The sequence below is a fragment of the Mesonia phycicola genome (genome assembly GCF_900141885.1).
Taxonomy (GTDB): domain Bacteria; phylum Bacteroidota; class Bacteroidia; order Flavobacteriales; family Flavobacteriaceae; genus Mesonia; species Mesonia phycicola.
Map to the genome: position 1 here is coordinate 86,103 of NZ_FQYY01000008.1, position 24,652 is coordinate 110,754.

The window sequence follows — 24,652 nt, forward strand, 5'->3', positions numbered from 1 at the left end:
GCCTATTTTTCAATAGGCTTTTTTATAAATAATATGATTTTATATTCTTATCTAGAATAATTTGGTGCTTCTTTGGTAATGGTTACATCATGTGGATGACTCTCCATAATACCAGAAGAAGTAATTTTAATAAATTTAGCATCATTTTTAAGTGTAGCAATATTATTAGCTCCACAATAGCCCATACCTGCTCGTAAACCACCAATAAATTGGTTCATACTTTCATAAAGTTCTCCTTTATAAGGTACACGACCTACAATACCTTCTGGAACTAGTTTTTTAATATCATCTTCTACATCTTGAAAATAACGATCTTTAGAACCTTTTTGCATTGCCTCTACAGAACCCATCCCACGGTAAGACTTAAATTTTCTTCCTTCGTAAATAATAGTTTCTCCTGGAGACTCTTTTGTTCCTGCTAATAAAGAACCTAGCATTACACAATCTGCTCCCGCTGCTAAAGCTTTAGGTATATCTCCTGTATAACGAATACCTCCATCTGCTATCACTGGCACTCCTGTACCTTTAATAGCTTCTGCAACTTCTAAAACTGCAGAAAATTGAGGAAAACCAACACCTGCTACTACACGAGTAGTACAAATAGAACCTGGGCCAATACCAACTTTTACAGCATCTGCTCCTGCTTCTACCAAATATTTTGCTGCATCTGCTGTAGCTATATTACCTACAACAACCTCTAATTCTGGAAATTTCTTCTTAACTTCTTGTAAAACGTGCACCACTCCTTTAGTATGGCCGTGAGCCGTATCTATCACAACTGCATCTACCCCAGCATTTACTAATGCTTCTGCTCTATCTACCGCATCTGCAGTAACACCTAAAGCTGCCGCAACACGTAACCTACCAAAATGATCTTTATTAGCTATTGGTTTTTGTGTAAGTTTAGTTATATCTCTAAAAGTGATTAAACCTACTAACTTATTTTCATTATTAACTACCGGAAGTTTTTCAATTTTATTTTCTTGTAAAATTACTTCTGCATCTTCTAATGAGGTTCCTTCAGCAACGGTTACTAAGTTTTCTGAAGTCATTACTTCTGCAATTGGTCTCTCTAAGTTTTTTTCGAAACGTAAATCTCTATTAGTTACAATCCCTAATAATTTACCTTCATCATCTACTATTGGAATACCCCCAATACTATGCTCTGCCATATTAGATTTAGCATCTCTAACTTTAGCTGTAATAGGTAAAGTTACAGGATCTATAATCATTCCGCTCTCTGCACGCTTCACCTTTCTAACCTTAAGAGCTTGCTGCTCTATAGTCATATTTTTGTGTAAAACACCAATACCACCTTCTCTAGCAATAGCAATTGCCATTCTAGATTCTGTTACAGTATCCATTGCAGCAGAAACTATAGGTACATTGATAGTAATGTTACGCGTAAATTTGGTTTGAATATTTACTTCTCTAGGAAGTACTTCTGAAAAAGCGGGTACAAGTAGAACGTCGTCATAAGTAAGACCTTCGCCCAAAATCTTGTTGTCGTGTGCAGTCATAGCAATTAAGGATTTAATTGCATGCAAATATAGGCTATTGTCTTTAGAATATGGCTAAATAGCCTTATTATTTTTGAAGAGCTGAAAAAAGATAACAATTACGGAACATATAAACGAAGTACTCATTAATATACCAGAAACCATTACTACATACTTCATAAAACTCCAACCAGACCACATAAAATAAATACCTCCAAAAGTTAAGAGTACAGAAGTAAGTGGCTCTAGCATTAATATTTTTTTTATCGTAGGTTTTAAACTTGTTAGACTTACTAAACCTCCTAAAAGAAAAAATATAACAGACATAGATAGTATGTGTGTATGTATAATGGTGATTATCTCTCTTTTTGGTTTTTTAAATTTCATGACTTGAGCTTCCAAGTCTTCTTCATTACCTAAGTAATTTTCGTGTATACCTTGTGGTGTATTTTCTGTAGTTTCATAAACAAAACTAACACCTGTAAAATAACCGACGCTTAACACTACTAGAAAAGCGCCGATTAGTAATTTTACTTCTTTAGGAAATGTAGATATACATCCGTTAAAATTCATATTAAATAACTTCTTTTTCTTGAAGAATTTTCATGGTTTTTAACACTTTGTTTACTGCTCTAGCCATAGAAGATGCAGATATTGTTGCTCCGCTAATTGCAGCCACATTTTCACCATATTTTACTTCTGAAGACGGAGACATTCCTATAAATTGTCTTAACCAACGTTGTGTACCAATTTGTTGCCCGTAATTTTCACGATAAATAAGTACTTTAGATTTTTTAATAATCAATTCGTTGTCAAACATAACCACATAGTCAAACTCTTTTTTCTTACTAGGGGCTTGCCCTAAATAGGCGTAACCTATTAATTTACCTTCAGAAAAAATTTGAAAAAGATTTTTATTTCCTGTTTTTGCAGGTAACGTTTCATTGATTGCAGAAGTAGTTTTAATTTCTTCTACGGTAAAATTTTCTACTTCGTAAGTAGTTTTTATGGCTTTGTTAAATTTCTCTTCTAATTCGTTATTAGTAAAACTAAAACCAATAATTATAAAAACTACTATAAAAAATCTCTTTACCATTTATTATCCTTTTACAACGTAAGCTTCAATTATCTCGTCTATCTTTTCTTGGTTGGTAGTTATATCCATTGGGAAAAGTTTCATAAATAAAGCTTGCCCTTCTACTTTTTTCTCTAAAGTTAAGTCTTTATCTCTACCGTAAACTTCACTCCACTTTGTTCTTACCTTGCTCCAAAAATCTTGATTAGCAGTCCACCATTTTTTTGCTGCTGCACATTTTGCATCTGGTACTTTGGTATAAATATTATAACCTTTTTCTTGCACTAAAAGCTCGTCTTCTTTACCAGCTTCTCTTATTACTTTCTCATTATCTTGTTCGTGAATCCAGCCATTATCTGTAATCTCTACGTGATTTCCACGCATCATTACATTGTAATCACTTCTTTTACTATATTCTCTACGTGGTAATGGTGAGTTAGCAGTGTTTTCCCAAAAATGTCTTCCATCTGCATGAAACCATGTTGCAGAGCCAGAATAACGTGGGCTATCATCTACTTGATATACATTTTGAGTCCACTGCCCTTTTACTTCTTTTTTTGGCATTTCTATAAACGACCATTGGTTATCATAATTATAATCATAACGCTTTGTGTTTTCATATAACCAATCTTGACGCCAATGCTTAATTATCATAGTATCGTTTACCACTAATAAATGCTGAATAGACAGTTCGTCTTTTTCATCTTTAATTAACTGCGCCCACTCTAATGCACTAGCATTATAATCGTAATGTTTTTCATAATCAATTTCTGGAGCAAAAGTCTCTGTGTACTTAAATGTAATTTCAAAACAACCACACATATCTTTAATAGCCTCTATGTCTTGTTTCTTTGAGTTTTGAGCTTGAACTGCTGTAATTGCAAATCCTAAAAAAGCGCCTGCAAGTAATTTTTTAAAATTCATTTGTTATGAGTTTATGTTGTATTTAATTTTTTGACAAAAATATAAATTTTATTTAGATTGATTTAAAATAACTTATATATTTGCAATCAAATTATTATTAAGATTCAATTTAAATAATGAGAAATACATTACTTCTTTCTTCTCTAATTCTGTTTTTTAATTCGCTATTGGCGCAAAATAATAGCGAAACAGAAAATGATTCTATTAAACGTAATGAGTTAGAAGAGGTAATATTAACTGGGCAATACAACAAACAGTCTATAAGTAAATCTGTATTTGAAGTAGAAGTGTTAACCCAAGACGACATACAACGTTTAGCTGGTAACAATCTGGCAGACGTACTTACCCAAACTTTAAATATGAATATTGTACCACAAGCAGGAGAAGGCAGCTCTGGTATAGAACAGTTTGGTTTTAACTCTGAGTATATTAAAATTTTAGTAGATAATGTGCCTATTGTAGGAGATGAAGGTTTTGGTAATGCTATTGATGTTACCCAAATAAACTTAGATGATATTGAACAAATTGAAATTATCGAAGGATCTATGGGAGTACAATATGGAGCAAATGCTGTTACTGGTGTTGTAAATATTATCACCAAAAAATCTGCGAAGCATAAATGGCAAATTACTCCTTACGTACAAGAAGAAACTATTGGGAATGAATATAGTTGGTTTGATGAGGGTAGACACATTCAATCTATAAAAGTAGGACACAATTTTTCGGATAAACTATATGCTAATGCCCTTTATACTCGTAATGATTTTAAGGGCTTTTTAAATAATAATAAGGGAGAAAACTACTACAATACCAATAGTGAAAACGATAGTTTAAGAGGTTACGAGTGGTTACCTAAAGAACAAAACACTTTTAAAGCTCTGGTAAACTTTAATAACAAAAAGAATTTTAGAGCCTTTTATAAGTTTGAATATTTTACAGAAAGAACTCAAAATTTTGCTGAAAACGTATTTTTTAATGAAAATTCTTCCACACAAACTGTAAACCCTTCTGCTAATGATGAGCTTTTTAAATCTACTAGGTTTTATCATCATTTAAACGCAACAGGGCAAATAAAAAACAAAATAAGATACAACATATCTGCATCTTACCAAGAACAAGTTAAAAACTACGAGCTATATACGTATTGGTTACATAGTGGTAATAAAACTACCATAGATAAATATGACTATAATACTAGACAAGGTATTTTTTCTAGAGGAACATTTAACAACTTTTTTAATAATGAAAATGCTAAACTAGAAGTAGGTTACGAAATAAATTTAGATGAGGGTTCTGCTAGTGGCTTAGCCTCTCAAAATATAGACGACAGAACTAAAACTAATAAATTAAACACATATAGCCTTTTTGCTTCATCTGAATTAAAAACCAGTAAAAATATATCTTTAAGACCTGGTGCTAGAGTAATTACCTCATCACAATTTTCTACCCAATACGCTCTATCATTAAGCGCTAAGTTTAAATTACCAAATAGTTATCAACTAAGGGTAATTGCAGGATCATCCCCTAAGTTACCTAATTTTGAGCAACTATATTATTATTTAGTAGATTCTAACCATAACGTACAAGGAAACGAAAACCTTAATACAGAAAATGGAAAGTCTATTTTTGTACACTTTAAAAAAACTTATTGGGGTAAAGACTCTAATTTAAAATACACCCCTAAACTTTCTACTTGGTACCTGGATGTAGATGATAAAATAGATTTAATTGTAGAAAGCACATCCCCGTTAGCTTATAAATACCAAAATATCGATTTATACAGAACTTGGGGATTATCCTTCAGAAATAAAATAGACTACAAAAATCTATCAGCAAGTATTGGGGTTAGCTTTTCTGGAGAATCCCAAGTTCTAAATAGTGCCGAGAATTTTAATGATGATTACTTGTATGGTTTTCAAATAAATTCTAACATTTCTTATCAACTCCCAAAGTGGCAAACTACCTTTTCTGCCTTTTTTAAATACAACGGACCTACTTATCAATTTGTGTATGATGTAGATGATCCGTCTATTATAAGAAAAAGTAAGTTAAACGGCTATAGTTGGCTTAATGCTTCTATTCAACAAAAATTGGCTAACAACTTTATTATTACACTAGGTGCAAGAAATGTGCTAGATATTACACGTGTTAATTTAGATAATGGTCAAGCAGGCACACACAGTAGTAGTTCAAGCAGCCAATTACTAGGTTATGGGCGTTCTTACTTTTTAAAATGTTTATACAATTTAAATTTCTAACAAAATGAAAATTAACTTTCCTTTTTTATCTATAGTACTACTCTTCATTTTTAGTTCTTGTAGTGAAGATGATTCATCTAACACTAATAATATTCAATTTGTTGCCGCTTTTGAAAATCAATCTGTCAGCTTCACCGATACCGAAGATGAAAAAGTAATTAAACTTGTTTTTTCTGAAACTGCAGCCCAAAACGGAGTAATTACTATTAATTACACCGAAAACAATTTAAGTTACTCTACAGATTTCACAACGACTCCTTCTGCAGAAAATGGTAGTATAGAAATTGCTTACCAAGCTGGTGAGGCAGAAACATCTTTTACCTTTAACAAACTCACAGAAAACCCTAGAGAAGGGGAAAACGAAAAGAGTATTGAATTTTATATTACAGATGTTACCAATGGTACTACACAAGGTAATACCAACTTACTAGTTAATTTTTCTGAAGCAGCCTCTCTTGGCGGAAGCGTTGCTCCAACCATAGGCGGACCAAATGAAGGTAACCAAGTTTATATAGATTTAAGCGCACAAACAGAAACTATTGTTGCTAGAGATAAATGGGATCTAGCATTTTATAGTGGAGAAGAATTTCGTGTAAAACTTAACAATTCTCTTTTTATGATGGCTGCCGAATTGAATACTAACAATATAGATGAAATTACAGAAGCAGATGTAGAAGATTTACAAGCACAAATGCAACTTCTTCAAGCAGGGTCTGATGTTTATGTAGATAACCCTAACGGAACGATAACTGGTACTGCCATTAATGAAATTTCTAGTGTGTTAGATGAAAATAAAGTCTACTTAATTAATATGGGTAACGAAGTTGGTACAGACACACCAGAAACAGGAAGTGTAGCTGTAGCAGGAGATAGCAGAGGTTGGAAAAAAATTAAAGTAACACTAGAAAATGATACTTATGTTTTACAATATGCCAATTTAAATGAAACCACTCACCAACAACAAAATATCTCTAAAACTCCAGATTACAACTTTACTTTCTTCAGCATTATAACAGAAAGTATTGTAGATGTAGAACCTTTACAAACTAAATGGGATTTAAATTTTACTGTTTTTACAGAAGTACTTGAGCTTAACGCTACAGAATACACAGCTTATGGATTTTCTGACTATGTAGCTACAAATGTTTTAGCCAACACCAATGCTTACCAAGTCACCGTAAACGAATCTATTAATTACTCAGATTTTTCTATAGAAGATGTAGATGAAAGTTTATTTGAGTTAGACCAAAGAGTAATTGGTAGTAATTGGAGAGATGTTTTTAATCATTCTGTAGAAACAAATTTATTTTACATAGTTAAAGATCCTGAAGGTAATATTTACAAATTACGTTTTACTGCCTTAGTTAACGAAAACGGTGTACGTGGGTACCCAACTTTTGAATATAATTTACTTAATCTATAATTTATAAATACAATTAAAATCAACTTAAATGAAAACAAAATTATTTTTTATTGCGTTATTATCTATTTTTTTTAACGTTAACGCTCAAACAGCGGTAAACTTATCTATGGGCGCTGCCTATGCAGATGAAGTTTTTTATGACTTTTCTACCAACCAATCTAATAGCTATACTGCTTCAAGCTGGGAAATTGCATTTTTAAGAAACAATACTTATTCTTTTGCAATCCGTATTAACGATGGTATAAATATAGAAGTTTTTCAAGCATCAAATACAGCTACAGATTATGCTACAATAGATGTTGCTAATGAAGCTAACTGGACACCACTTTATAACGATACCACTACTTGGGATTATGGTGCTTTTGATCAAGGTAGTGCAACTTACGGGTGGGGAGAATACAACGCTACTACACACCACGTAGAAGGTACAGCTACTTTTGTATTAAAATATAGCGATGGTACTTACCGTAAACTATTTATTGAAGATTATTTTGGCGGTTATACTTTTAAATATGCCACTTGGGACGCTACTACCTCTACTTGGGGAGCAGATACTAGTGCTACAGTTTCTAACTCTAGCAACCCTGATAATATTTTTAACTACTACAGCTTATCTACATCAAGTGAAGTAATTGCAGAACCTGTTTCTACAGATTGGGATATAAAATTTACAAAATTCACTGTAGACTATCCATATAACGGAACTACTATTAAGTATAACGTAACAGGAGTTTTACATCACCCAGATGTAACTGTTGCTGAAAATATTGAAACAGGTGCTGGAGACCCAAACACTCAAAACTATAGCTCAGACATTAGTACTATTGGTTATGATTGGAAAGGTTATAACGGACAAGGATACGCAGTAGAAACTGACTTGTATTACTATGTAAAAGATATAAACAATAATGTTTACAGATTACACTTTACTTCTTTTGATGGTAGCTCTACAGGAAACTTAAGCTTTAATAGTGAAGACGTTACATCATTACTAGGGGTAACAAGTTTAGATAATGGTGATTTATTTGGTTTTTACCCTAATCCAGCACAAGACCAAATTGAAATTATTTACGAAAACACTAACAGCAACGATGTTAACATTAGTATTTACTCTATAACAGGACAAAAAGTATTAGAGAAAAAATTAAACACAAGTGGTTTTTACAACCAAAAATTAGATGTATCTAACCTGAGCAAAGGAAATTATTTAATTCACTTTCAATCAGGTAATCAAATTACTACAAAAAAATTGATCTTGAATTAGCCTTTATTTATTTTTTGAACTTTGAGAAAAGTTACCTTCGGGTAACTTTTCTTGTTTTTAACCAATCTAATTATAAAATACTCTAAAACAGTTATTTAAATTGCTTCTACGTTTTACTCACAGTAATTTTAGATTATTAATTAAAAATGAAAAGCTATGAGTATTAGACTAGGAAACAGTTGTGTTAACTGTCAAGAATTTGAAAATCATTTTTGTACAGTACACGAAACTAAAGTAGCACAACAACACACTTGTGACAGTTTTGACATGCGTGCTGCAATAAAAAATGACCCAAACTGCACTACTTGTGCAAGATATATGGGCGCTACCTGCCCTAATCCTAAGAAAGCTGCACCACATATGCTTTGTTCTCATTGGGCACCGCAAGAAGTAGCTTAAAAAGTAAACTTATAAAACAATTAGAGCTGTAATTTAAATTACAGCTCTAATTGTTTTATACCAATTTTAAATAACTTATTGATTTAAACATATAACAAAATCACTCCCATCTTTTTTTCGTTGTATTTTTAAACTACCTTGATTCACTTTTACTGAATATTTAACCAACGCTAAACCTAGACCTGTACCCAGCTCACTTTTTGTACCTTCTTCTGAAATTATTTGGAAATCACTTTCTAAAATTTCTTTTATTTTTTTATCAGATATTGGTACGCCTTGGTTATAAACATGTACACAACATTTTTCTGAAAAAGTATAGAATATTTTAATTTCTCCACCTTCAAAAGTATACTTTAAAGCATTAGATATGAGGTTTCTTAAAATTAGCTCCAAATATGCTTTATCTGCTTTCACAAGACTATCTCTCTCTGGTAATTCGTGAATAATCTTTATTGATTTTTGTTGAGCAGGAATTTGAAAAACTTTCAGTAAATTATCTACTACACTTACAATATTTACTTTTTCTAAAGAAATATTTACTCCTTGCAATTGAGATTTAGACCAAGACAATAAGTTTTGTAATAATAATGAAGTAGAAGAAAGTTGTAAACTCATTTGCTTTAAAACCTCTTCTTTTTCTTCTACAGTGAATAAATCTTGCCTAAGTAGGTCTAACAATTGGCTCATAGAAGCTAAAGGAGAACGTAAATCATGTGAAAGAATAGAAAAAAGTTTAATTTTATCTTCATTAAGCCTTTCTAATAATTGATTAGAGGTTTCTAATTTCTCATTAAGTATTGCCTTTTGCTTATCTGTTTTCTTATAATGAATTAAAAAAGCCCCTAAAACAATTACCACTACTATAATAAAACCTATTATATAACTATTAAACAACAAACGCCTTTCATCAATTTCTTTTTCTGTGAGCAGTTGCTGGTTTTCTATTTCTTTTTGTTCAAGTTCCATTAAATTGAACTTTCTTATAAAATCATTCTGAACTAAAGAATCTTTGTATTGATAACTACTATTTAAAAACTTATTAGCTTGTTGGTAATCCCCTTTTGCTTCATAAATATCTGCAAGAATTTTAGTATTTCGTTGAAGATCCCAATTACCATTACTCTTTAGTGCATTTTGGTAAGCTATTATTGCATTATCTTCTGCTTTTGCCAAATCTCCTAAAGCTAAATAGTCTTCTGCCAAACCTGCATAAGCAAAAGATTTTTCCCAATTAGATGGCTCTAAACTATTATTGAGTACACTTTCATATAATAAAATGGACTTTTCTATGTCTCCCTGCAAAAATGCTGCCTGTGCTTTTCTATTTAAAGACATATGAATCACTTCCCTTCTATTAGCCTTTCTTCCTAATAATAACGCTTTATCTAAATATGTTTCAACAGAATCGTACTGTTTTAATTTAATTAAAGATATTGCTGTGTTTAAATGAAAAGAGCCTACTAAATCTTCTTTAGGAGCAATTTTTAGAGATTTTTTAAAATTTAGAATAGCTTCCTTTTGTTGACCAATTGCCTGCTGTATTAACCCTATACCATTGTAACCCCAAGAAGCTTTGAAGGCTAAGTTATTATTCTTATAATACCTTAAAGCACTTTTATACTTTTGTATAGAATTTTTATAATCCCCCTTAATGTATAATAACGAAGCTTTTCTATAATCCCAATCAGCTTGAATCAAGCTATCTTTTGCAGAAAAAAACTCTCTTGCTTTTTCTAAATATGAATTTGCTAAAACAGGTTCTTTATAGCAAAATATCTTGGCTTTTTGTATATAATAAACGGCAGAATCAGAAGAATTAAGATTTGCTTGAAGTACTGTTTTTGAAAAACTTAACTGCGCGCAAATAAAAAATAGTATATAAAAAATAGGTCTCTTAAAGGCCATACTCTGAAAACGTATATGTTTATCAAAACTAAACCAAACCTATAATATATACACTAAAAATTAGTGATATTTGTTAAAAATCTTTAAAGCCTCGTTATAAGAAGCTTCAAAACTCCCCATTCTAATCTGACTATTGGTTTTTTTAGAAGTAAAATAAGAAACCAATTTTTCTGTAGGCATGTTACCCGTTAAATCATCTTTTGCCATTGGGCAACCGCCAAAACCTTGTATAGCACCATCAAAACGTTTGCATCCTGCAAGGTAAGCAGCATTCACTTTTTCGTGCCAAGAGTCTGGTGTGGTATGTAAATGTGCACCAAATTCTATTGCTGGATATTTCGGAATTAAATTTGAAAACAAATACGTAATCGTTTCTGCATCAGATGTTCCTACGGTATCAGAAAGTGATAAAATTTTTACTCCCATTGCAGAAAGTTTTTCTGTCCACTCTCCTACAATTTCTACATTCCAAGGATCTCCGTAAGGGTTACCAAAACCCATAGAAAGATATGCTACCACTTCTTTATTATGAGCGTATGCTAACTCTAAAATTTCTTTTAAAATATCTACAGATTGAGCAATAGTTTTATGCGTATTACGCATCTGAAAATTTTCTGATATTGAAAAAGGGTAACCTAGGTAATCTATTTCTGGATGAATAACGGCATCTTGCGCTCCACGAACATTAGCAACAATTGCCAATAATTTGCTTTTTGTAGTAGATAGATCAAGCTGTGCCAAAACCTCTTTGGTGTCTACCATTTGCGGAATTGCCTTTGGCGAAACAAAACTACCAAAGTCTATGGTATCAAAACCACAGCGCAACAACGACTGTATATATTGAACTTTCTTCTCGGTTGGAATAAAAGTTTTAATGCCTTGCATTGCATCTCGAGGGCACTCAATAAGCTTGATATTATCCATATTTCAAATATACATTTTCAGCTTTAAAAAATGAATATTTTATAAAAAATATAGACTTAAACTAACTTCTGTTGAGAAATATATAATTAAAAAATAAAATCTAAACTAATATAAAAATCGCAATTCCTATAAAAACAACAATTTGCATCCATTTTAAAAATACTCCGGAATGTTGGTGCTTTTCTAAATAGGTTTTTAACGATCCTGCCAAGAAAGCAATACTCCCAAAAACCAGGAAAGAAACGAGAATAAAAAGTACGCCCAGCATAAAAAACTGTAAAGTTTCATTTAGACTTTCAGAAAATAAAAATCCAGGAAAAAGTGCTAAAAAGAATAAGGAAACTTTCGGGTTTAAGACATTCATCATAAAACCTTGTCGAAAAAGTTTTAATAAAGGTTTCGCTTCTACTTCTTCTGCTGAAAAATTAATCTGACCTGAAGATCGATAAACCTTATAAGCCAAGAAAAGTAGGTATGCAGCTCCAAAAATCTTCAACAGCATAAATAGCATTTCATTCTTAGCGATCAATAAAGAAACCCCAAAAGCTACTAATGAGGTATGCACCAAACATCCCGTCATTAATCCTGCCACTACTGCCAAAGCATATTTTTTACCAAACCTAATGCTTTGTACCAACACAAAAATATTATCTGGCCCTGGTGAAAGTGCTAATGCAAAAACTGCTAAGCAGAAAGAAATAAGAATTTCGGTATTCATTTAAACTTTTATGAAGTATTCAATTTATTCGACGATTAGTCATGCGGAACTTGATTCAGCATCACATTAAATTCTGATGAGAAAACAACTTAAAAAAAAAACACTTCGACTCCGCTCAGTGTGACAATAAATATCACGTTATTTTAAATTACTCTTTTAAAATCGCCTGATTAATGTCCTTGATTAATTGCGGACCTTCATAAATAAAACCTGTATACAATTGTACTAAACTTGCGCCTGCCTCTAGTTTTTCTAAAGCGTCTTTAGCAGAATGAATCCCTCCTACTCCAATAATAGGAAAAGATCGATTACTTTTTTCTGCTAAAAACTTAATTACTTCTGTAGAGCGAGAAGTTAAAGGTTTACCACTCAAACCTCCCATTTCTCCTTTATTTTCAGACTGTAAACCTTCTCTAGAAATAGTAGTATTAGTAGCTATGACACCATCAATTTTCGTGGTTTGCACAATCTCGATAATATCTAATAATTGGCTATCGGTTAAATCTGGAGCAATTTTTAATAGAATTGGCTTTTGGTTTTGTTTTTTGGCGTTTAATTGCTTTAGCGTATTTAACAAATTAGTTAATGGCTCTTTATCTTGTAAGGCACGTAAATTTGGCGTGTTAGGAGAGCTAACATTCACCACAAAATAATCTACATAAGGGAAAAGTGCTTCAAAACAAATCTTGTAATCTTCTACCGCTTCTTCATTAGGTGTGACTTTGTTCTTCCCAATATTTCCGCCAATTAAAACGTCTCCATTGTTCTTCTTTAAACGTTCTACAGCAGCCTCAACTCCTTCATTATTAAACCCCATTCGGTTAATAATAGCCTGGTCTTCTTTTAACCTAAATAATCTTTTTTTAGGATTTCCTGCTTGTGGTTTAGGCGTTAATGTACCTATTTCTACAAAACCGAATCCTAATCCAGAAAGTTCTTTGTACAATTTTGCATCTTTATCAAAACCAGCAGCTAAACCCACCGGATTTTTAAATTTCAATCCAAATACTTCTCGCTCTAAACGCTTGTCTTCTACCGCATATTTAGCTTTTAAAAAACTTGCCATTCCTGGCACTTTAAAAGATTTACGTAAAAAAGAAAAAGTGAAATAATGAATTTTTTCTGGATCAAAATTAAATAAGAAAGGGCGTATAAGTTGCTTGTACATCTTGGCTATGGTTTGCGCAAAAATACGTTAAAAATAAAAAAGGCAAAGCCTAATGTAAAAGTCTTTGTTTAGCACTTTTTGAATATGTATTTTTGAGAAAAATTTCTAAGATGATCGAAAAACAACATATTATCAATCGCTTTGTTTCTTACGTAACTATAGACACAGAAAGTGATCCAGCTAGTGACAGTACTCCAAGCACGAAAAAACAATGGGATTTAGCTAATAAACTAGCTGATGAACTAAAAGAAATGGGGATGAGTGATGTTACAATAGACGAGAATGCCTACGTAATGGCAACTTTACCTTCTAACGTAGATCACGAAGTACCTGCCATTGGTTTTGTATCTCATTTTGATACTTCTCCAGATTTTACTGGAGCAAATGTAAAACCTCAAATTATCGAAAATTATGATGGTAAAGATATCGTGTTAAATAAAGCAGAAGATATTATACTTTCACCAGATTATTTTGATGATTTATTACAATACAAAGGGCAAACGCTCATCACTACCGACGGAACCACGCTTTTAGGAGCCGATGATAAAGCGGGTATTACCGAAATTATGAGTGCTGTTGAGTACCTAATTCAACATCCAGAAATTAAACACGGACCTATAAAAGTTGGTTTTACTCCAGACGAAGAAATTGGACGTGGCGCACACAAATTTGATGTAGAAAAATTTGGAGCCGAATGGGCATACACTATGGATGGTAGCCAAATTGGAGAGCTTGAGTACGAGAACTTTAATGCCGCTGGAGCAGATGTTACGGTAAAAGGCAAAATTGTACACCCAGGTTATGCCAAAGGTAAAATGATAAACAGCATGTATATTGCGCAAGATTTTATCAACTCGTTACCAAGATTAGAAACCCCAGAACATACCGAAGGTAGACAGGGATTTTTTCACTTAACCCAAATTAGTGGAAAGGTAGAAGAAACCAACCTGCACTACATAATTCGAGATCACGATAAAGAACATTTTGAAGCTCGTAAAAAAGTAATGCTCGATTTAGCTGCAGAAATTAACGCTCAGCATGAAAAAGAAGTGATTTTAATAGAAATTAAAGATCAATACTTTAATATGCGCGAAAAAGTAGAACCAGTAATGCATATTGTAGATATTGCAGAAAATGCAATGAAAGCCGTAGATGTAGAACCTATTATTAAACCTATTCGTGGTGGTACAGATGGTTCTCAACTTTCATTTATGGGCTTACCTTGTCCTAATATTTTTGCCGGCGGTCACAACTTTCACGGGCGTTACGAATACGTTCCTGTAGAGAGTATGATTAAAGCTACCCAAGTGATTGTAAAAATTGCAGAACTTACTGCAGAAAAGTATAAATCTTAAGGGCGGCAATTCTCGCTGTACGCTTATAGTTATATTTCAAAAAAACAAAAAATTTAAAGGCTGGCAGGAGCTTCTTTTAGTCGCTCTACCAGTCTTTATTTTTTAAGTTTCTTTTCAATATAAGCTATCGCTGCCATCGAGGCCGCAATAATTACTAATTTCCTTAAATCAATAAATCATTTTAATTTGTTTTGCTTTTTTAAAACGGAGTAAAAAGATGAAAGCAATATTTTCTTAACTTCAACAACAAAATTTAGCGTAATTTACTATGTCTATAAAATCTTTTGAAGAATACGTAGAAAAACACAAACAATGGAAAGAAGAGTTACAACAACTTCGTAAAATGCTTCTTTCTACAGAATTAGAAGAGACTATAAAATGGGGAGCGCCAACTTACGTGATAGCTAATAAAAATGTAGTAGGTTTAGGTGCTTTTAAAAATCACTACGCATTATGGTTTTTTAACGGTGCATTACTTCAGCAAAACACCAAATTACTGGTTAATGCACAAGAAGGAAAAACCAAAGCATTACGCCAAATTAAATTTAAAAAAGAGGAAGAGCTCTCTATTTCAACCTTAAAAAAATATGTAGAAGAAGCTATACAGCTACAAAAAGCCGGTAAAGAAATTTTGCCTCAAAAAAACAAACCACTAGAAATACCAATTGAATTAGAAGAAGCTTTTAAAAGCGACGCATCATTAAAATCTGCATTTGAGAAGTTTACCAAAGGTAAACAACGCGAATTTACAGATCACATTGCTAGTGCAAAGCGAGAAGCCACAAGAATTTCTCGTTTAAAAAAATGTATTCCTATGATAAAAGCAGGAGTTGGTTTACACGATAAGTATAAAAAAAGTTAAGATTATACCACCGAGTTTATTTTTTGTTTTCTACCTATAGCATAATATAAAATAGCCCCAAATACTCCAGTAAACAGAACTACGAGAGTCCAAATTAATTTATTATTACCTTCAAATTCGCTTCGTAAAATATCTATTAAAGCTATTACGGGGATAATAAATATAATTAATCCCACAATTAAAATTTGCCAACCAGAAATTGCAGTAAAAAATGTCATTTTAAATATTTTTTTTCAAATATATTAAAAAAACACAAAAGCCTTTCTGAATAGAAAGGCTTTTGTGTTTTTAGAAATAGTATTTACCTCTATAATTCAATTACTCAACTAAAGTTTTCACGATCTAAACATTTTTATCATTGTTTACGCAACCTTTTGCATTAAAACAGACTATTTAATGAACCACTAAAACTAAAACGTTATGAAAAGACTTTTTTTAATAATTATTATAAGTTTCACAGTTTTATCATGTGAAAACGAGATTATAGGGTTACCAGCGTATGAAGATGTAGAAATTATAGAAAAAGAATCTGAACTTAGTTCTTACATTAACAGAATAGCTAGCTCAGATAACCCTAACGAAGAAACTATTAGCTGCATAAAATTTAATTATCCGTTAGTTATATATCTTTTTGATGCAAATCAAGATTATGTAAGTTCAAATTATATTAATAGTGGAACTGAGTTTAGTGATTTTCTAAATTCAATCCCCATCAATTTACAAATGGGTATTAATTACCCTCTAATGACAACCGACAGCAATGGAAATATTATAGAAATTCAAAATAATCAAGATTTAAAAGAGTCTATTGAAACTTGCGTTAATGAAGAATTAATCATTGCTTGTAAAAATTATTTAACTGGCACTAACGAAGGGGAAGCTTATGATATTTGCTATTGGGAAATTAAATCATTTACAAATCACACAGAGTTTGAAGGTGATTTATTTAGCTTATCAGAAAGTGGCAGACTCTCTTTTTATCATGACAACATTAGATACGACGGGAGTTGGTTAGCCCATTCAGATATTAGTGAAGATAATTTATATCTAAACATTTTTTTAAAAAATAACGGAGAATTAAACTTTCTTAATAAAGATTGGGAAGTACTATCTGGTTTTAACGAGTGCTGCAATTTTGAAATTACAGATGGCACCAATACCATTTTAATGCAGAGAATTTGTCTTGCAAAATGTATAAATTACGAAATTGAAATATGCCAAGAAGACCCTCAACAACCGCTAGTTGTTTCTTTGGAAAAATATATACCTTGTATGTTTACTATTAATACTGAAGAGTTTCTAGACCCTATTCAATTTAATTTTTACGAAACTCAAGATTGGGCAACTACCGCAACAGATAGTATAAATTTAGAAAGTTATACATTAATCAGTAATCCTCAATCTTTATATTTAAACCGAAAATCTTATTATACAGGGACCAACATAGATGACATAGAAATAACTGTAGAAGGTGTCACAGACTGTAATTAAAAGGTAATTACTAAAAAAAACAAGAAAGGCAAAAACAGCTTTACAAACCTTATAAACAAAAGCTGTTTTTGATTTACCTTTAGTATTAAAAAATTAAGTAGAAGCAAATCATAACTAATAGATTAAAATTATAATTTACTAACTTATTGTAAAAATGGAAATGAATTATAACTGTTGAAAAATTAATTTTTACAGGTAAAACAAAAAAAATATTTTTTTTTCACGCAACCTTTTGCTTTAACTAAGACTATTTATTAAACCACTAAAATTAAACATTATGAAAAAAATAATTTTATTGCCTGTAGTCACATTTGTATCGGTAAGTAATAACAAACATTATAAAAAAAATACTAGGTATGAAGATATCGAAATCTTAGATCAATCTTCAGAGTTATATGAATTACTTGCTCAAAATACACTTAGAGAAGGAGAATTTGTTTTTTCAAAATTTAATTCTCCAATTAGTTTTCATTTATTAAATAAAGAGCAAAAATATATAGACACCATTACTATTAATGAGGAAGATGAAATAGCAGATTTTCTATCAGCTGTAGACCCTAGTTTAAAAATAGGTATTAGTTACCCTATTTATGCTTCCTCTTTTTTAGAAGAAAATACAGTTATAGATATAAACACCAATAATGAATTAAAAGAGTATGTAGAAAAGTGCACGATGAAGATTTAATAATTACATGCGAAAATTAGAAAATAGCTATTTGACAGAAAAAGAACTCATACTTTCTTGCAAAAAGAACAATAGAAAAGCTCAAAAAGAACTCTATGAAATTTACAAAGAGAGGTTGTTTTTGGTATGCTTAAAATATTGTAGAAATAAAGCAGAGGCAGAAGATAACCTGCACGATACTTTCGTGGAGGTTTTTCTGAATATAAAAAAGTATAAATTTAAAGGATCATTTGAAGGTTGGCTAAAAAGAATTGCTATTAATAAAGCTATAAGTCTCTATAAAAACAAAAAAGAAATTAACGTAATATTTTACGATTCTCAGCTTAAAGAAGAAGAAGAAACTAAGCTATCTGAATTTAACGATTTACCATTACAAAGTATAATTAATGCTATACAAAAATTACCCAATCAATATAGATTAGTGTTTAGTTTATATTACCTAGACGGTTACTCTCATAAAGAAGTTAGCGAAAAATTAGATATATCTATAAGTACCTCTAAATCTAATTTACATAGAGCCAAAATTCATCTAAGAGAAAATTTAAATAATAGTAGTAATTTAAAAAAAGCTAAACGTGGAGCCTAACAATAATTGGAAAAATAAATTTAACAATCCCGATAAAAACTTTGTTCCTAGTGATAAAGTTTGGGACTCTATAGATCAAACTATTAGCTACAGACGTAAGAAAAAAAGATTCGTATTTTTACTCTTATTTGTTGGCCTTTTTTCTATTATTTCAATTGGCGGTTATACTACTTTTGTAAATTCTGATAAGGTTAAAATTACCAATAACAAGAATAACACTAGTAACACCAACAAAACCACACCTAATGAGGTTAATGATAGCAGCAATAAATCTTTGCATGAAAACGAAAAAATCACGCATAAAAATCACAACAATAAAGATTCTATTAAATTAGTAAACAACAACAAAAAATCACTTTTTAAAAGTGAAAATACTATAGGCTTTAAGAGTAAAAAAACAGATAATCATAAAATTGCTTCGGTAAACAAACAAGAAGAATCTTACTATAGTAAAAAACACAACCAACCTATAACAAAACCTATCAATTCTAGTCATATTAGTTTTGCTTCTAATAAAGATTCATTTATTTCTTGCCAGTTAAATCCGTTAGGTTTAGAATTTTATAAGTTTGATATTTCAGGAGAGCTACTAAAAAGAAAGAGTAAAAAGAATAAAAACCAAGTAAAAGAACAATTTATTACTTGGGGAATAAAACCAGTAGCAGGAATAAATATTCTAAAACCTCCTTACAAGAATCATCCGTTAGAAGCAAATAACCCTAATTATAAACAAAATATTAAAATAGGATACAGCTATGGTTTTCAAATATCTGCAGAGGTAACCCCAAAACTATGGGTTTACACAGGACTTACCGTAAATCATTATAAATATGATATTAAAAACATAAGCATAGACGAGCAAGAACCACTTAGCTTAGAAAAATTTATAAACATTAACACCAACACATTTATAAGTCAACAAATGCTAAACAATTTTGCCAATGGTACTAATCAATTAGATTTACAATATAAGTTAGAGTTTTATGAAATACCTTTAATGGCATCTTACAACATACTTAATAAAAGAAACAAAAAACTAAAACTAAATGCAGAAGCAGGTTTCAGTTTCTTCTTTCAAAAAAATAATTCTATTAACCTAACTAACCAAGAGCAAACACTACCAGCAGGTGAATTAAATTTTTTAAATAAAAATCCATTTAGTATTCAAACAGGTTTGCTATCTACCTATCCCTTAAACAATAATTTCTCTATAGAAGCAGGTAGTTTATTTAAATATCATTTCAATTTATTAAATAACGTAAACACTTATTCTATTAACCTACAACTTGGGATTAAGTATAAATTTGATTATTAAAAACAACTTATAACACGTTTACTTAAAAGCTATACAGATAAAATAAAATTTTTCTTATTCTTTTTGTAACCTTTTATTAATGCTTACGTATAATTATATATAACACTCTTAAACATAATCTAGAGAACGTAAATGAGACAACTTAAAATTACGAAGCAGGTAACTAATAGAGAAACGGCTTCGCTAGACAAGTATTTACAAGAAATTGGTAAAGTAGATTTAATTACTGCAGATGAAGAAGTAGAATTAGCACAACGTATTAGAGCTGGAGATGATAGAGCTTTAGAGAAATTAACAAAAGCTAACCTACGTTTTGTAGTATCTGTATCTAAACAATACCAAAACCAAGGATTAACTTTGCCAGATTTAATTAATGAAGGTAATTTAGGATTAATTAAAGCTGCAAAACGTTTTGATGAAACTCGTGGTTTTAAATTTATCTCTTATGCTGTTTGGTGGATTAGACAATCTATATTACAAGCATTAGCAGAGCAATCTAGAATTGTTAGACTACCTCTAAATAAAATTGGGTCTATAAATAAAATAAATAAAACTTATGCTTTTTTAGAGCAATCTAATGAGAGACCTCCAAATGCAGAAGAAATTGCAAAAGAGTTAGACATGAGTATTAATGACGTAAAAGAATCTTTAAAAAATTCTGGTCGTCACGTATCTATGGATGCCCCTTTAATTGAAGGAGAAAACTCTAATTTATACGATGTTTTACGTTCTGGAGAATCACCAAACCCTGATAAAGATTTATTACACGATTCTTTAAAAACAGAAATTGAAAGATCTTTAGAAACACTTACTCCAAGAGAAGCAGACGTAATTAGATTATACTTTGGTTTAGGAGATCAGCAACCTATGACTCTAGAAGAAATTGGAGAAACTTTTGATTTAACTAGAGAAAGAGTAAGACAAATTAAAGAAAAAGCAATTAGAAGATTAAAACATACCTCTAGAAGCAAAATTTTAAAAACCTACTTAGGTTAAATTTTTGTAACTTTACAGTAACAAACAGTTAATAACATAACTGTTCGTTTTTTGATTGATGAATGAAACCCCGGCTGATTACCGGGGTTTTTTCATTCCAAAATCATATTTTTTCAAAAAAAATATGATTTAATCTGTTTTTTATTACTTTTATCTAAAATCACTCTATGAGACACGCCATTTGCTATCTAAGTAATTCTAATTTAAATTTCACTAAAGAAGAGATACTAAAATTACTTATTGCTACGCAAGAAAAATATGAAAAAAGAAATATAAAAGGAGTGTTTCTATATTCAGAACGTAATGTATTTCAAATCATAGAAGGAGAAACAAAAGAAGTACTTGCCCTATGGGAAGAAAAACAAAACGATAAAAGACATAAAAACATTATCAAAATTTTTGAAGAAGAATTAAAAACCTCCCCTTTTGATAGTTATATATGTGAATATATTTCTGATGACGATAAATTTAATACAGAAAAAGTTAATAGATTACATCACCACCTTAGACTTTTAGAAGATAAACCAAGAAACGCTGCAGAAGAAATTTTAAAATTATTTCTAAAAAGCCGTTAAGAAAATAATCCATTATTTCTTAGTATTTTTGTTACTTACTAGATAAAAATTATGACAAAATTAATTGCCCCTTCTATTTTAGCAGCAGACTTTGCTAATTTACAACGTGATATTGAAATGGTTAATCAAAGTGAAGCAGACTGGTTTCATATTGATATTATGGATGGTGTTTTTGTACCAAACATTTCTTTTGGAATGCCTGTTTTACAAGCTATTAACAAACACGCAGGTAAAGTAATAGATGTTCACTTAATGATTGTAGATCCAGATCGTTACATTACCACATTTGCAGACTTAGGTGCAGATATCTTAACTGTGCATTATGAAGCTTGTACTCATTTACACAGAACATTACAAGCCATTAAAGCTGCAGGTATGCGTGCAGGAGTTGCCGTAAACCCTCATACCAACATTAGTCTTTTAGAAGATGTAATTAATGATATAGATTTAGTTTGCATAATGAGCGTAAATCCAGGTTTTGGTGGACAAAGCTTTATTCCAAACACCTATAAAAAAATTAAACAATTAAAAGAGCTTATTCTAGACAACAACGCAGATACTCAAATAGAAATTGATGGCGGTGTAAATAGTGATAATGCTAAAAAATTAATAGATGCTGGTGCAGATGTACTAGTTGCAGGTAGTTTTGTTTTTAAATCTTCCAACCCTACAGATACTATTAAAAACTTAAAAGAAATTGCCAATTCTTAAATCAGATATTTTGCTAGATGTTGTTATAGTTGGCGCAGGACCAATTGGTATTGCTTGTGCTATAGAAGCGCAAAAAAGAAATTTAACCTACAAAGTAATAGAAAAAGGACCTTTGGTTAATTCTTTATACCACTACCCTACCAACATGACTTTTTTTTCTTCTTCAGAAAAACTAGAAATAGACCAAATTCCTTTTATAAGTAAAAATGCAAAACCTTCTAAGGCAGAAGCATTAGAATACTATAGAAGAATAGCTACTTCTAAAAATCTAGACATTCATTTATTTGAAGAAGTAAACCATATAGAAAAAGAAGATAACAGTTACACCATTACTACTTCTAAAAGCAATTACAAAAGTAAAAATGTAGTAGTTGCTACTGGTTTTTACGACATCCCTAATTATATGAATGTAAAGGGAGAAGATTTACCAAAAGTTTTTCATTACTATAAAGACCCACATTACTTTGCTAACCAAGAAGTAATTGTAGTAGGCGCAAGTAATTCTTCTGTAGATGCCGCTCTAGAAGTCTACAGAAAAGGTGGTAATGTAACAATGATAGTTAGAGGTAAACAAATAGGAGAAAGAGTAAAATACTGGGTAAGACCAGATATTATTAATAGAATTGAAGAAGGGAGTATAAAAGCTTTTTTTAATGCTAATATTACCGAAATAAGGCAAGATGAAGTAGATATTAAAGATGAAAACGGCCAAATAAAAACATTAGCAAATAATTTTGTTTTAGCACTTACAGGGTACAGACCCAACTTTACTTTTCTTAAAAAAATTGGCATAACCATTCAAGAAGACAATCATAACATACCACAATACAACAAGCAAACTATGGAGACAAACCTAAAAGGAGTCTACTTAGCTGGAGTAATTTGTGGCGGATTAGAAACACACAAATGGTTTATAGAAAATTCTAGAATTCATGCTAAGATGATTATGGAAAACATCGCAGCTAAATAAAAAGTTATACTTATGGATACCAAATTAGCAGTTTTAATAGATGGTGATAACATTCCGTCTGCATACATCAAAGAAATGTTAGAAGAAATTGCTAAATACGGAAACCCCACCATTAAACGTATTTATGGAGATTGGACCAAACCGCATTTAAACAAATGGAAAAATGTTTTGTTAGAAAATGCCGTAAACCCCATTCAACAATACGGTTATACCCAAGGTAAAAACGCTACAGATTCTGCTATGATTATTGATGCTATGGATATTTTATATTCAGATAAAGTAGATGGTTTTTGCTTAGTTTCTAGCGACAGTGATTTTACAAAATTAGCAACTAGACTTAGAGAAGCAGGTAAAAATGTAATAGGAATTGGTGAAAAGAAAACACCAGAACCTTTTATTGTTGCTTGTGATAAGTTTATTTATATCGAAATTTTAAAAAATAAAACTAAAGAAATTGAAAACGGACAAGTTTCTTCTAAAAATAAAACCGATAAAAAAGAAGATGTAGATAATATTACACCTAAAGTAATAAAACTAATTGCCAATACAATTTCTGATGTAGCAGATGAAGACGGATGGGCTTTTTTGGGTGATGTAGGTAGTTTACTGCAAAAAAAACAACCTAATTTTGATTCTAGAAACTTTGGTTTTCAAAAACTTACTCCTATGATTAATTCTATTCCAGATTTTGAAATAGAATCAAGAGAAAATCAAAATAATAAGTTTAAACTTATTTACGTAAGAAATAAAGAATAGCGGTAACAATTAATACCCTCTAAAATTATAATTAAGCATTTCCCTGATTTTTAAATAAAACTCAGGGAAATTTTGTTTCAGCTCTAGTGGGTTTTCAATAAAATACTCTACCAAAACTGCTAAAAATTCAAATTGATTTGTATACGCATAATCTCTAAAATACTCTGTAGAATCTAGACGCGCTCTAATGTTTTTATTTAAAAGAAGAGCTAACATTTCTTTACTAGCATCTGTAAACATAGCAGAACTTACATCGCTATACTTTAAACTATTTATCTGAATTACATGAATAAACTCATGAACCGCTAAATTTAGATTATCTCTGCGCGTTGCAAAACCTTGCAAAAAATCTTTCCAAGAAAAAACTAATGCTTCTAACTTTGGGTTAAACTCTCCTTTATGGTATGTATTATTTATGGTAGAGTGGTAAACATCTGGATATATAATAATCTTGCTTAAAGAAGGTAACAAAAATTTTCTCATTCCAAAAGTAAGCATCACTGCTGTAGCTGCTATATACAATTTAACTTCTTGTGTAACTTTAAATCCTTCACGGCCTTCAAAGCTTTTATCTTTTATAAAAAGAAATACTCTATGCTGAAAAAAAGTTTTTTGTTTCTTGGTTAATCTATTGTAAAAAACAAATTTATCTTTTAAAAAACGCTCTTCCTCCAACGGTAGCTTTTTTAACCTGAAATAGAAATGAACATAGGCAGGTTTCTTATAAAACAATAAATATAAATATTCTATTAACTCTATAAATTTCACAAAAACAAGAGTGCATAACCCAAAA

General features: G+C 30.9%; 25 protein-coding genes. 15 read left to right on the forward strand and 10 right to left on the reverse strand.

Going from position 1 to position 24,652, the window contains the following annotated elements:
• Positions 1-47: 47 nt before the first annotated feature.
• Genes guaB through BUC03_RS12365 form a run of 4 tightly spaced genes read right to left on the reverse strand, consistent with a single transcriptional unit; the run spans position 48 to position 3,498 of the window.
• Complete coding sequence (gene guaB, locus BUC03_RS12350; protein WP_073152536.1) at positions 48-1,520, reverse strand: IMP dehydrogenase; 1,473 nt, start codon at positions 1,518-1,520, stop codon at positions 48-50.
• A 54-nt stretch (positions 1,521-1,574) separates the two neighbouring features.
• The gene (locus BUC03_RS12355; protein ID WP_073152539.1) at positions 1,575-2,072 is read right to left on the reverse strand and encodes a hypothetical protein; all 498 of its coding nucleotides are present in this window, start codon (positions 2,070-2,072) and stop codon (positions 1,575-1,577) included.
• 1 nt (position 2,073) lies between these two features.
• Entirely contained in the window at positions 2,074-2,595 is a 522-nt protein-coding gene (locus BUC03_RS12360; protein ID WP_073152542.1) for an FMN-binding protein, read from the reverse strand.
• Between the two features lie 3 nt (positions 2,596-2,598).
• The gene (locus tag BUC03_RS12365) at positions 2,599-3,498 is read right to left on the reverse strand and encodes a DUF6607 family protein (protein ID WP_073152545.1); all 900 of its coding nucleotides are present in this window, start codon (positions 3,496-3,498) and stop codon (positions 2,599-2,601) included.
• 116 nt (positions 3,499-3,614) lie between these two features.
• Between BUC03_RS12365 and BUC03_RS12370 the strand changes: the two genes are divergently transcribed.
• The 4 genes from BUC03_RS12370 (at position 3,615) to BUC03_RS12385 (ending at position 8,842) form a co-directional block, all read left to right on the forward strand.
• Entirely contained in the window at positions 3,615-5,756 is a 2,142-nt protein-coding gene (locus tag BUC03_RS12370; RefSeq protein ID WP_073152548.1) for a TonB-dependent receptor plug domain-containing protein, read from the forward strand.
• A gap of 4 nt (positions 5,757-5,760) precedes the next feature.
• Positions 5,761-7,179 carry an HmuY family protein gene (locus BUC03_RS12375; RefSeq protein ID WP_073152551.1) on the forward strand — a complete coding sequence of 473 codons (1,419 nt, stop codon included), beginning with the start codon at positions 5,761-5,763 and terminating at the stop codon, positions 7,177-7,179.
• Positions 7,180-7,207: 28 nt separating this feature from the next.
• A complete protein-coding gene (locus BUC03_RS12380) occupies positions 7,208-8,443 on the forward strand; it encodes a T9SS type A sorting domain-containing protein (protein WP_073152554.1) in 1,236 nt (411 codons plus the stop codon).
• Between the two features lie 156 nt (positions 8,444-8,599).
• Positions 8,600-8,842 (forward strand): hypothetical protein, encoded by a 243-nt coding sequence (locus tag BUC03_RS12385; RefSeq protein WP_073152556.1) that lies wholly within the window; start codon positions 8,600-8,602, stop codon positions 8,840-8,842.
• 75 nt (positions 8,843-8,917) lie between these two features.
• Here BUC03_RS12385 and BUC03_RS12390 read toward each other — a convergent pair whose 3' ends face one another.
• The 4 genes from BUC03_RS12390 to BUC03_RS12405 all read right to left on the reverse strand — a co-directional run bounded on the left by BUC03_RS12390 (position 8,918) and on the right by BUC03_RS12405 (position 13,557).
• Positions 8,918-10,747 (reverse strand): ATP-binding protein, encoded by a 1,830-nt coding sequence (locus BUC03_RS12390; RefSeq protein ID WP_073152559.1) that lies wholly within the window; start codon positions 10,745-10,747, stop codon positions 8,918-8,920.
• A gap of 60 nt (positions 10,748-10,807) precedes the next feature.
• Complete coding sequence (locus BUC03_RS12395; RefSeq protein ID WP_073152562.1) at positions 10,808-11,671, reverse strand: hydroxymethylglutaryl-CoA lyase; 864 nt, start codon at positions 11,669-11,671, stop codon at positions 10,808-10,810.
• Positions 11,672-11,771: 100 nt separating this feature from the next.
• Positions 11,772-12,389 carry a LysE family translocator gene (locus tag BUC03_RS12400; RefSeq protein ID WP_073152564.1) on the reverse strand — a complete coding sequence of 206 codons (618 nt, stop codon included), beginning with the start codon at positions 12,387-12,389 and terminating at the stop codon, positions 11,772-11,774.
• A 148-nt stretch (positions 12,390-12,537) separates the two neighbouring features.
• On the reverse strand, positions 12,538-13,557 hold the full coding sequence (locus BUC03_RS12405; RefSeq protein WP_073152567.1) for a quinone-dependent dihydroorotate dehydrogenase: 1,020 nt from the start codon (positions 13,555-13,557) through the stop codon (positions 12,538-12,540).
• Between the two features lie 110 nt (positions 13,558-13,667).
• On the opposite strand from BUC03_RS12405, the gene pepT reads away from it, so the two are divergent.
• Positions 13,668-14,912, forward strand: coding sequence for a peptidase T (pepT, locus tag BUC03_RS12410; protein WP_073152570.1), 1,245 nt, complete (start codon positions 13,668-13,670; stop codon positions 14,910-14,912).
• 268 nt (positions 14,913-15,180) lie between these two features.
• Positions 15,181-15,774 (forward strand): YdeI/OmpD-associated family protein, encoded by a 594-nt coding sequence (locus tag BUC03_RS12415; RefSeq protein WP_073152573.1) that lies wholly within the window; start codon positions 15,181-15,183, stop codon positions 15,772-15,774.
• Between the two features lie 2 nt (positions 15,775-15,776).
• Here BUC03_RS12415 and BUC03_RS12420 read toward each other — a convergent pair whose 3' ends face one another.
• A complete protein-coding gene (locus tag BUC03_RS12420; RefSeq protein WP_073152575.1) occupies positions 15,777-15,992 on the reverse strand; it encodes a PLD nuclease N-terminal domain-containing protein in 216 nt (71 codons plus the stop codon).
• A gap of 202 nt (positions 15,993-16,194) precedes the next feature.
• Between BUC03_RS12420 and BUC03_RS12425 the strand changes: the two genes are divergently transcribed.
• The 9 genes from BUC03_RS12425 to BUC03_RS12465 all read left to right on the forward strand — a co-directional run bounded on the left by BUC03_RS12425 (position 16,195) and on the right by BUC03_RS12465 (position 23,859).
• The gene (locus tag BUC03_RS12425; RefSeq protein WP_073152578.1) at positions 16,195-17,265 is read left to right on the forward strand and encodes a hypothetical protein; all 1,071 of its coding nucleotides are present in this window, start codon (positions 16,195-16,197) and stop codon (positions 17,263-17,265) included.
• 277 nt (positions 17,266-17,542) lie between these two features.
• Positions 17,543-17,950, forward strand: coding sequence for a hypothetical protein (locus tag BUC03_RS12430; protein ID WP_073152581.1), 408 nt, complete (start codon positions 17,543-17,545; stop codon positions 17,948-17,950).
• 7 nt (positions 17,951-17,957) lie between these two features.
• Complete coding sequence (locus tag BUC03_RS12435; protein ID WP_073152583.1) at positions 17,958-18,536, forward strand: RNA polymerase sigma factor; 579 nt, start codon at positions 17,958-17,960, stop codon at positions 18,534-18,536.
• A complete protein-coding gene (locus BUC03_RS12440; RefSeq protein ID WP_073152586.1) occupies positions 18,526-19,851 on the forward strand; it encodes an outer membrane beta-barrel protein in 1,326 nt (441 codons plus the stop codon). Before BUC03_RS12435 ends, BUC03_RS12440 begins: the two co-directional genes overlap by 11 nt.
• Positions 19,852-19,983: 132 nt before the next feature.
• Positions 19,984-20,847 carry a sigma-70 family RNA polymerase sigma factor gene (locus BUC03_RS12445; protein ID WP_073152589.1) on the forward strand — a complete coding sequence of 288 codons (864 nt, stop codon included), beginning with the start codon at positions 19,984-19,986 and terminating at the stop codon, positions 20,845-20,847.
• Positions 20,848-21,014: 167 nt separating this feature from the next.
• Positions 21,015-21,422 carry a BLUF domain-containing protein gene (locus BUC03_RS12450; RefSeq protein ID WP_073152592.1) on the forward strand — a complete coding sequence of 136 codons (408 nt, stop codon included), beginning with the start codon at positions 21,015-21,017 and terminating at the stop codon, positions 21,420-21,422.
• Positions 21,423-21,470: 48 nt separating this feature from the next.
• The gene (gene rpe, locus BUC03_RS12455) at positions 21,471-22,133 is read left to right on the forward strand and encodes a ribulose-phosphate 3-epimerase (protein ID WP_143159195.1); all 663 of its coding nucleotides are present in this window, start codon (positions 21,471-21,473) and stop codon (positions 22,131-22,133) included.
• Positions 22,120-23,103 carry a YpdA family putative bacillithiol disulfide reductase gene (locus tag BUC03_RS12460; protein ID WP_234971620.1) on the forward strand — a complete coding sequence of 328 codons (984 nt, stop codon included), beginning with the start codon at positions 22,120-22,122 and terminating at the stop codon, positions 23,101-23,103. Before rpe ends, BUC03_RS12460 begins: the two co-directional genes overlap by 14 nt.
• 12 nt (positions 23,104-23,115) lie before the next feature.
• Positions 23,116-23,859: an NYN domain-containing protein gene (locus BUC03_RS12465; RefSeq protein WP_073152598.1), complete on the forward strand. Its 744-nt coding sequence runs from the start codon at positions 23,116-23,118 to the stop codon at positions 23,857-23,859.
• A 9-nt stretch (positions 23,860-23,868) separates the two neighbouring features.
• Here the strand turns inward: BUC03_RS12465 and BUC03_RS12470 are convergent, their stop codons facing one another.
• Entirely contained in the window at positions 23,869-24,534 is a 666-nt protein-coding gene (locus BUC03_RS12470; protein ID WP_234971621.1) for a zinc-dependent peptidase, read from the reverse strand.
• Positions 24,535-24,652 lie beyond the last annotated feature (118 nt).

What these genes read in the sequence shown, in the direction of transcription:
- BUC03_RS12380 (WP_073152554.1), top strand. Translation starts at nt 7,208, where the DNA reads ATGAAAACAAAATTATTTTTTATTGCGTTATTATCTATTTTTTTTAAC.
- BUC03_RS12430 (WP_073152581.1), top strand. Translation starts at nt 17,543, where the DNA reads ATGAAAAAAATAATTTTATTGCCTGTAGTCACATTTGTATCGGTAAGT.
- BUC03_RS12365 (WP_073152545.1), bottom strand. Translation starts at nt 3,498, where the DNA reads ATGAATTTTAAAAAATTACTTGCAGGCGCTTTTTTAGGATTTGCAATT.
- BUC03_RS12385 (WP_073152556.1), top strand. Translation starts at nt 8,600, where the DNA reads ATGAGTATTAGACTAGGAAACAGTTGTGTTAACTGTCAAGAATTTGAA.
- BUC03_RS12375 (WP_073152551.1), top strand. Translation starts at nt 5,761, where the DNA reads ATGAAAATTAACTTTCCTTTTTTATCTATAGTACTACTCTTCATTTTT.
- BUC03_RS12450 (WP_073152592.1), top strand. Translation starts at nt 21,015, where the DNA reads ATGAGACACGCCATTTGCTATCTAAGTAATTCTAATTTAAATTTCACT.
- BUC03_RS12465 (WP_073152598.1), top strand. Translation starts at nt 23,116, where the DNA reads ATGGATACCAAATTAGCAGTTTTAATAGATGGTGATAACATTCCGTCT.
- BUC03_RS12370 (WP_073152548.1), top strand. Translation starts at nt 3,615, where the DNA reads ATGAGAAATACATTACTTCTTTCTTCTCTAATTCTGTTTTTTAATTCG.
- BUC03_RS12355 (WP_073152539.1), bottom strand. Translation starts at nt 2,072, where the DNA reads ATGAATTTTAACGGATGTATATCTACATTTCCTAAAGAAGTAAAATTA.
- BUC03_RS12395 (WP_073152562.1), bottom strand. Translation starts at nt 11,671, where the DNA reads ATGGATAATATCAAGCTTATTGAGTGCCCTCGAGATGCAATGCAAGGC.
- guaB (WP_073152536.1), bottom strand. Translation starts at nt 1,520, where the DNA reads ATGACTGCACACGACAACAAGATTTTGGGCGAAGGTCTTACTTATGAC.
- BUC03_RS12425 (WP_073152578.1), top strand. Translation starts at nt 16,195, where the DNA reads ATGAAAAGACTTTTTTTAATAATTATTATAAGTTTCACAGTTTTATCA.
- BUC03_RS12415 (WP_073152573.1), top strand. Translation starts at nt 15,181, where the DNA reads ATGTCTATAAAATCTTTTGAAGAATACGTAGAAAAACACAAACAATGG.
- BUC03_RS12445 (WP_073152589.1), top strand. Translation starts at nt 19,984, where the DNA reads ATGAGACAACTTAAAATTACGAAGCAGGTAACTAATAGAGAAACGGCT.
- pepT (WP_073152570.1), top strand. Translation starts at nt 13,668, where the DNA reads ATGATCGAAAAACAACATATTATCAATCGCTTTGTTTCTTACGTAACT.
- BUC03_RS12390 (WP_073152559.1), bottom strand. Translation starts at nt 10,747, where the DNA reads ATGGCCTTTAAGAGACCTATTTTTTATATACTATTTTTTATTTGCGCG.
- BUC03_RS12420 (WP_073152575.1), bottom strand. Translation starts at nt 15,992, where the DNA reads ATGACATTTTTTACTGCAATTTCTGGTTGGCAAATTTTAATTGTGGGA.
- BUC03_RS12360 (WP_073152542.1), bottom strand. Translation starts at nt 2,595, where the DNA reads ATGGTAAAGAGATTTTTTATAGTAGTTTTTATAATTATTGGTTTTAGT.
- BUC03_RS12400 (WP_073152564.1), bottom strand. Translation starts at nt 12,389, where the DNA reads ATGAATACCGAAATTCTTATTTCTTTCTGCTTAGCAGTTTTTGCATTA.
- BUC03_RS12435 (WP_073152583.1), top strand. Translation starts at nt 17,958, where the DNA reads ATGCGAAAATTAGAAAATAGCTATTTGACAGAAAAAGAACTCATACTT.
- BUC03_RS12405 (WP_073152567.1), bottom strand. Translation starts at nt 13,557, where the DNA reads ATGTACAAGCAACTTATACGCCCTTTCTTATTTAATTTTGATCCAGAA.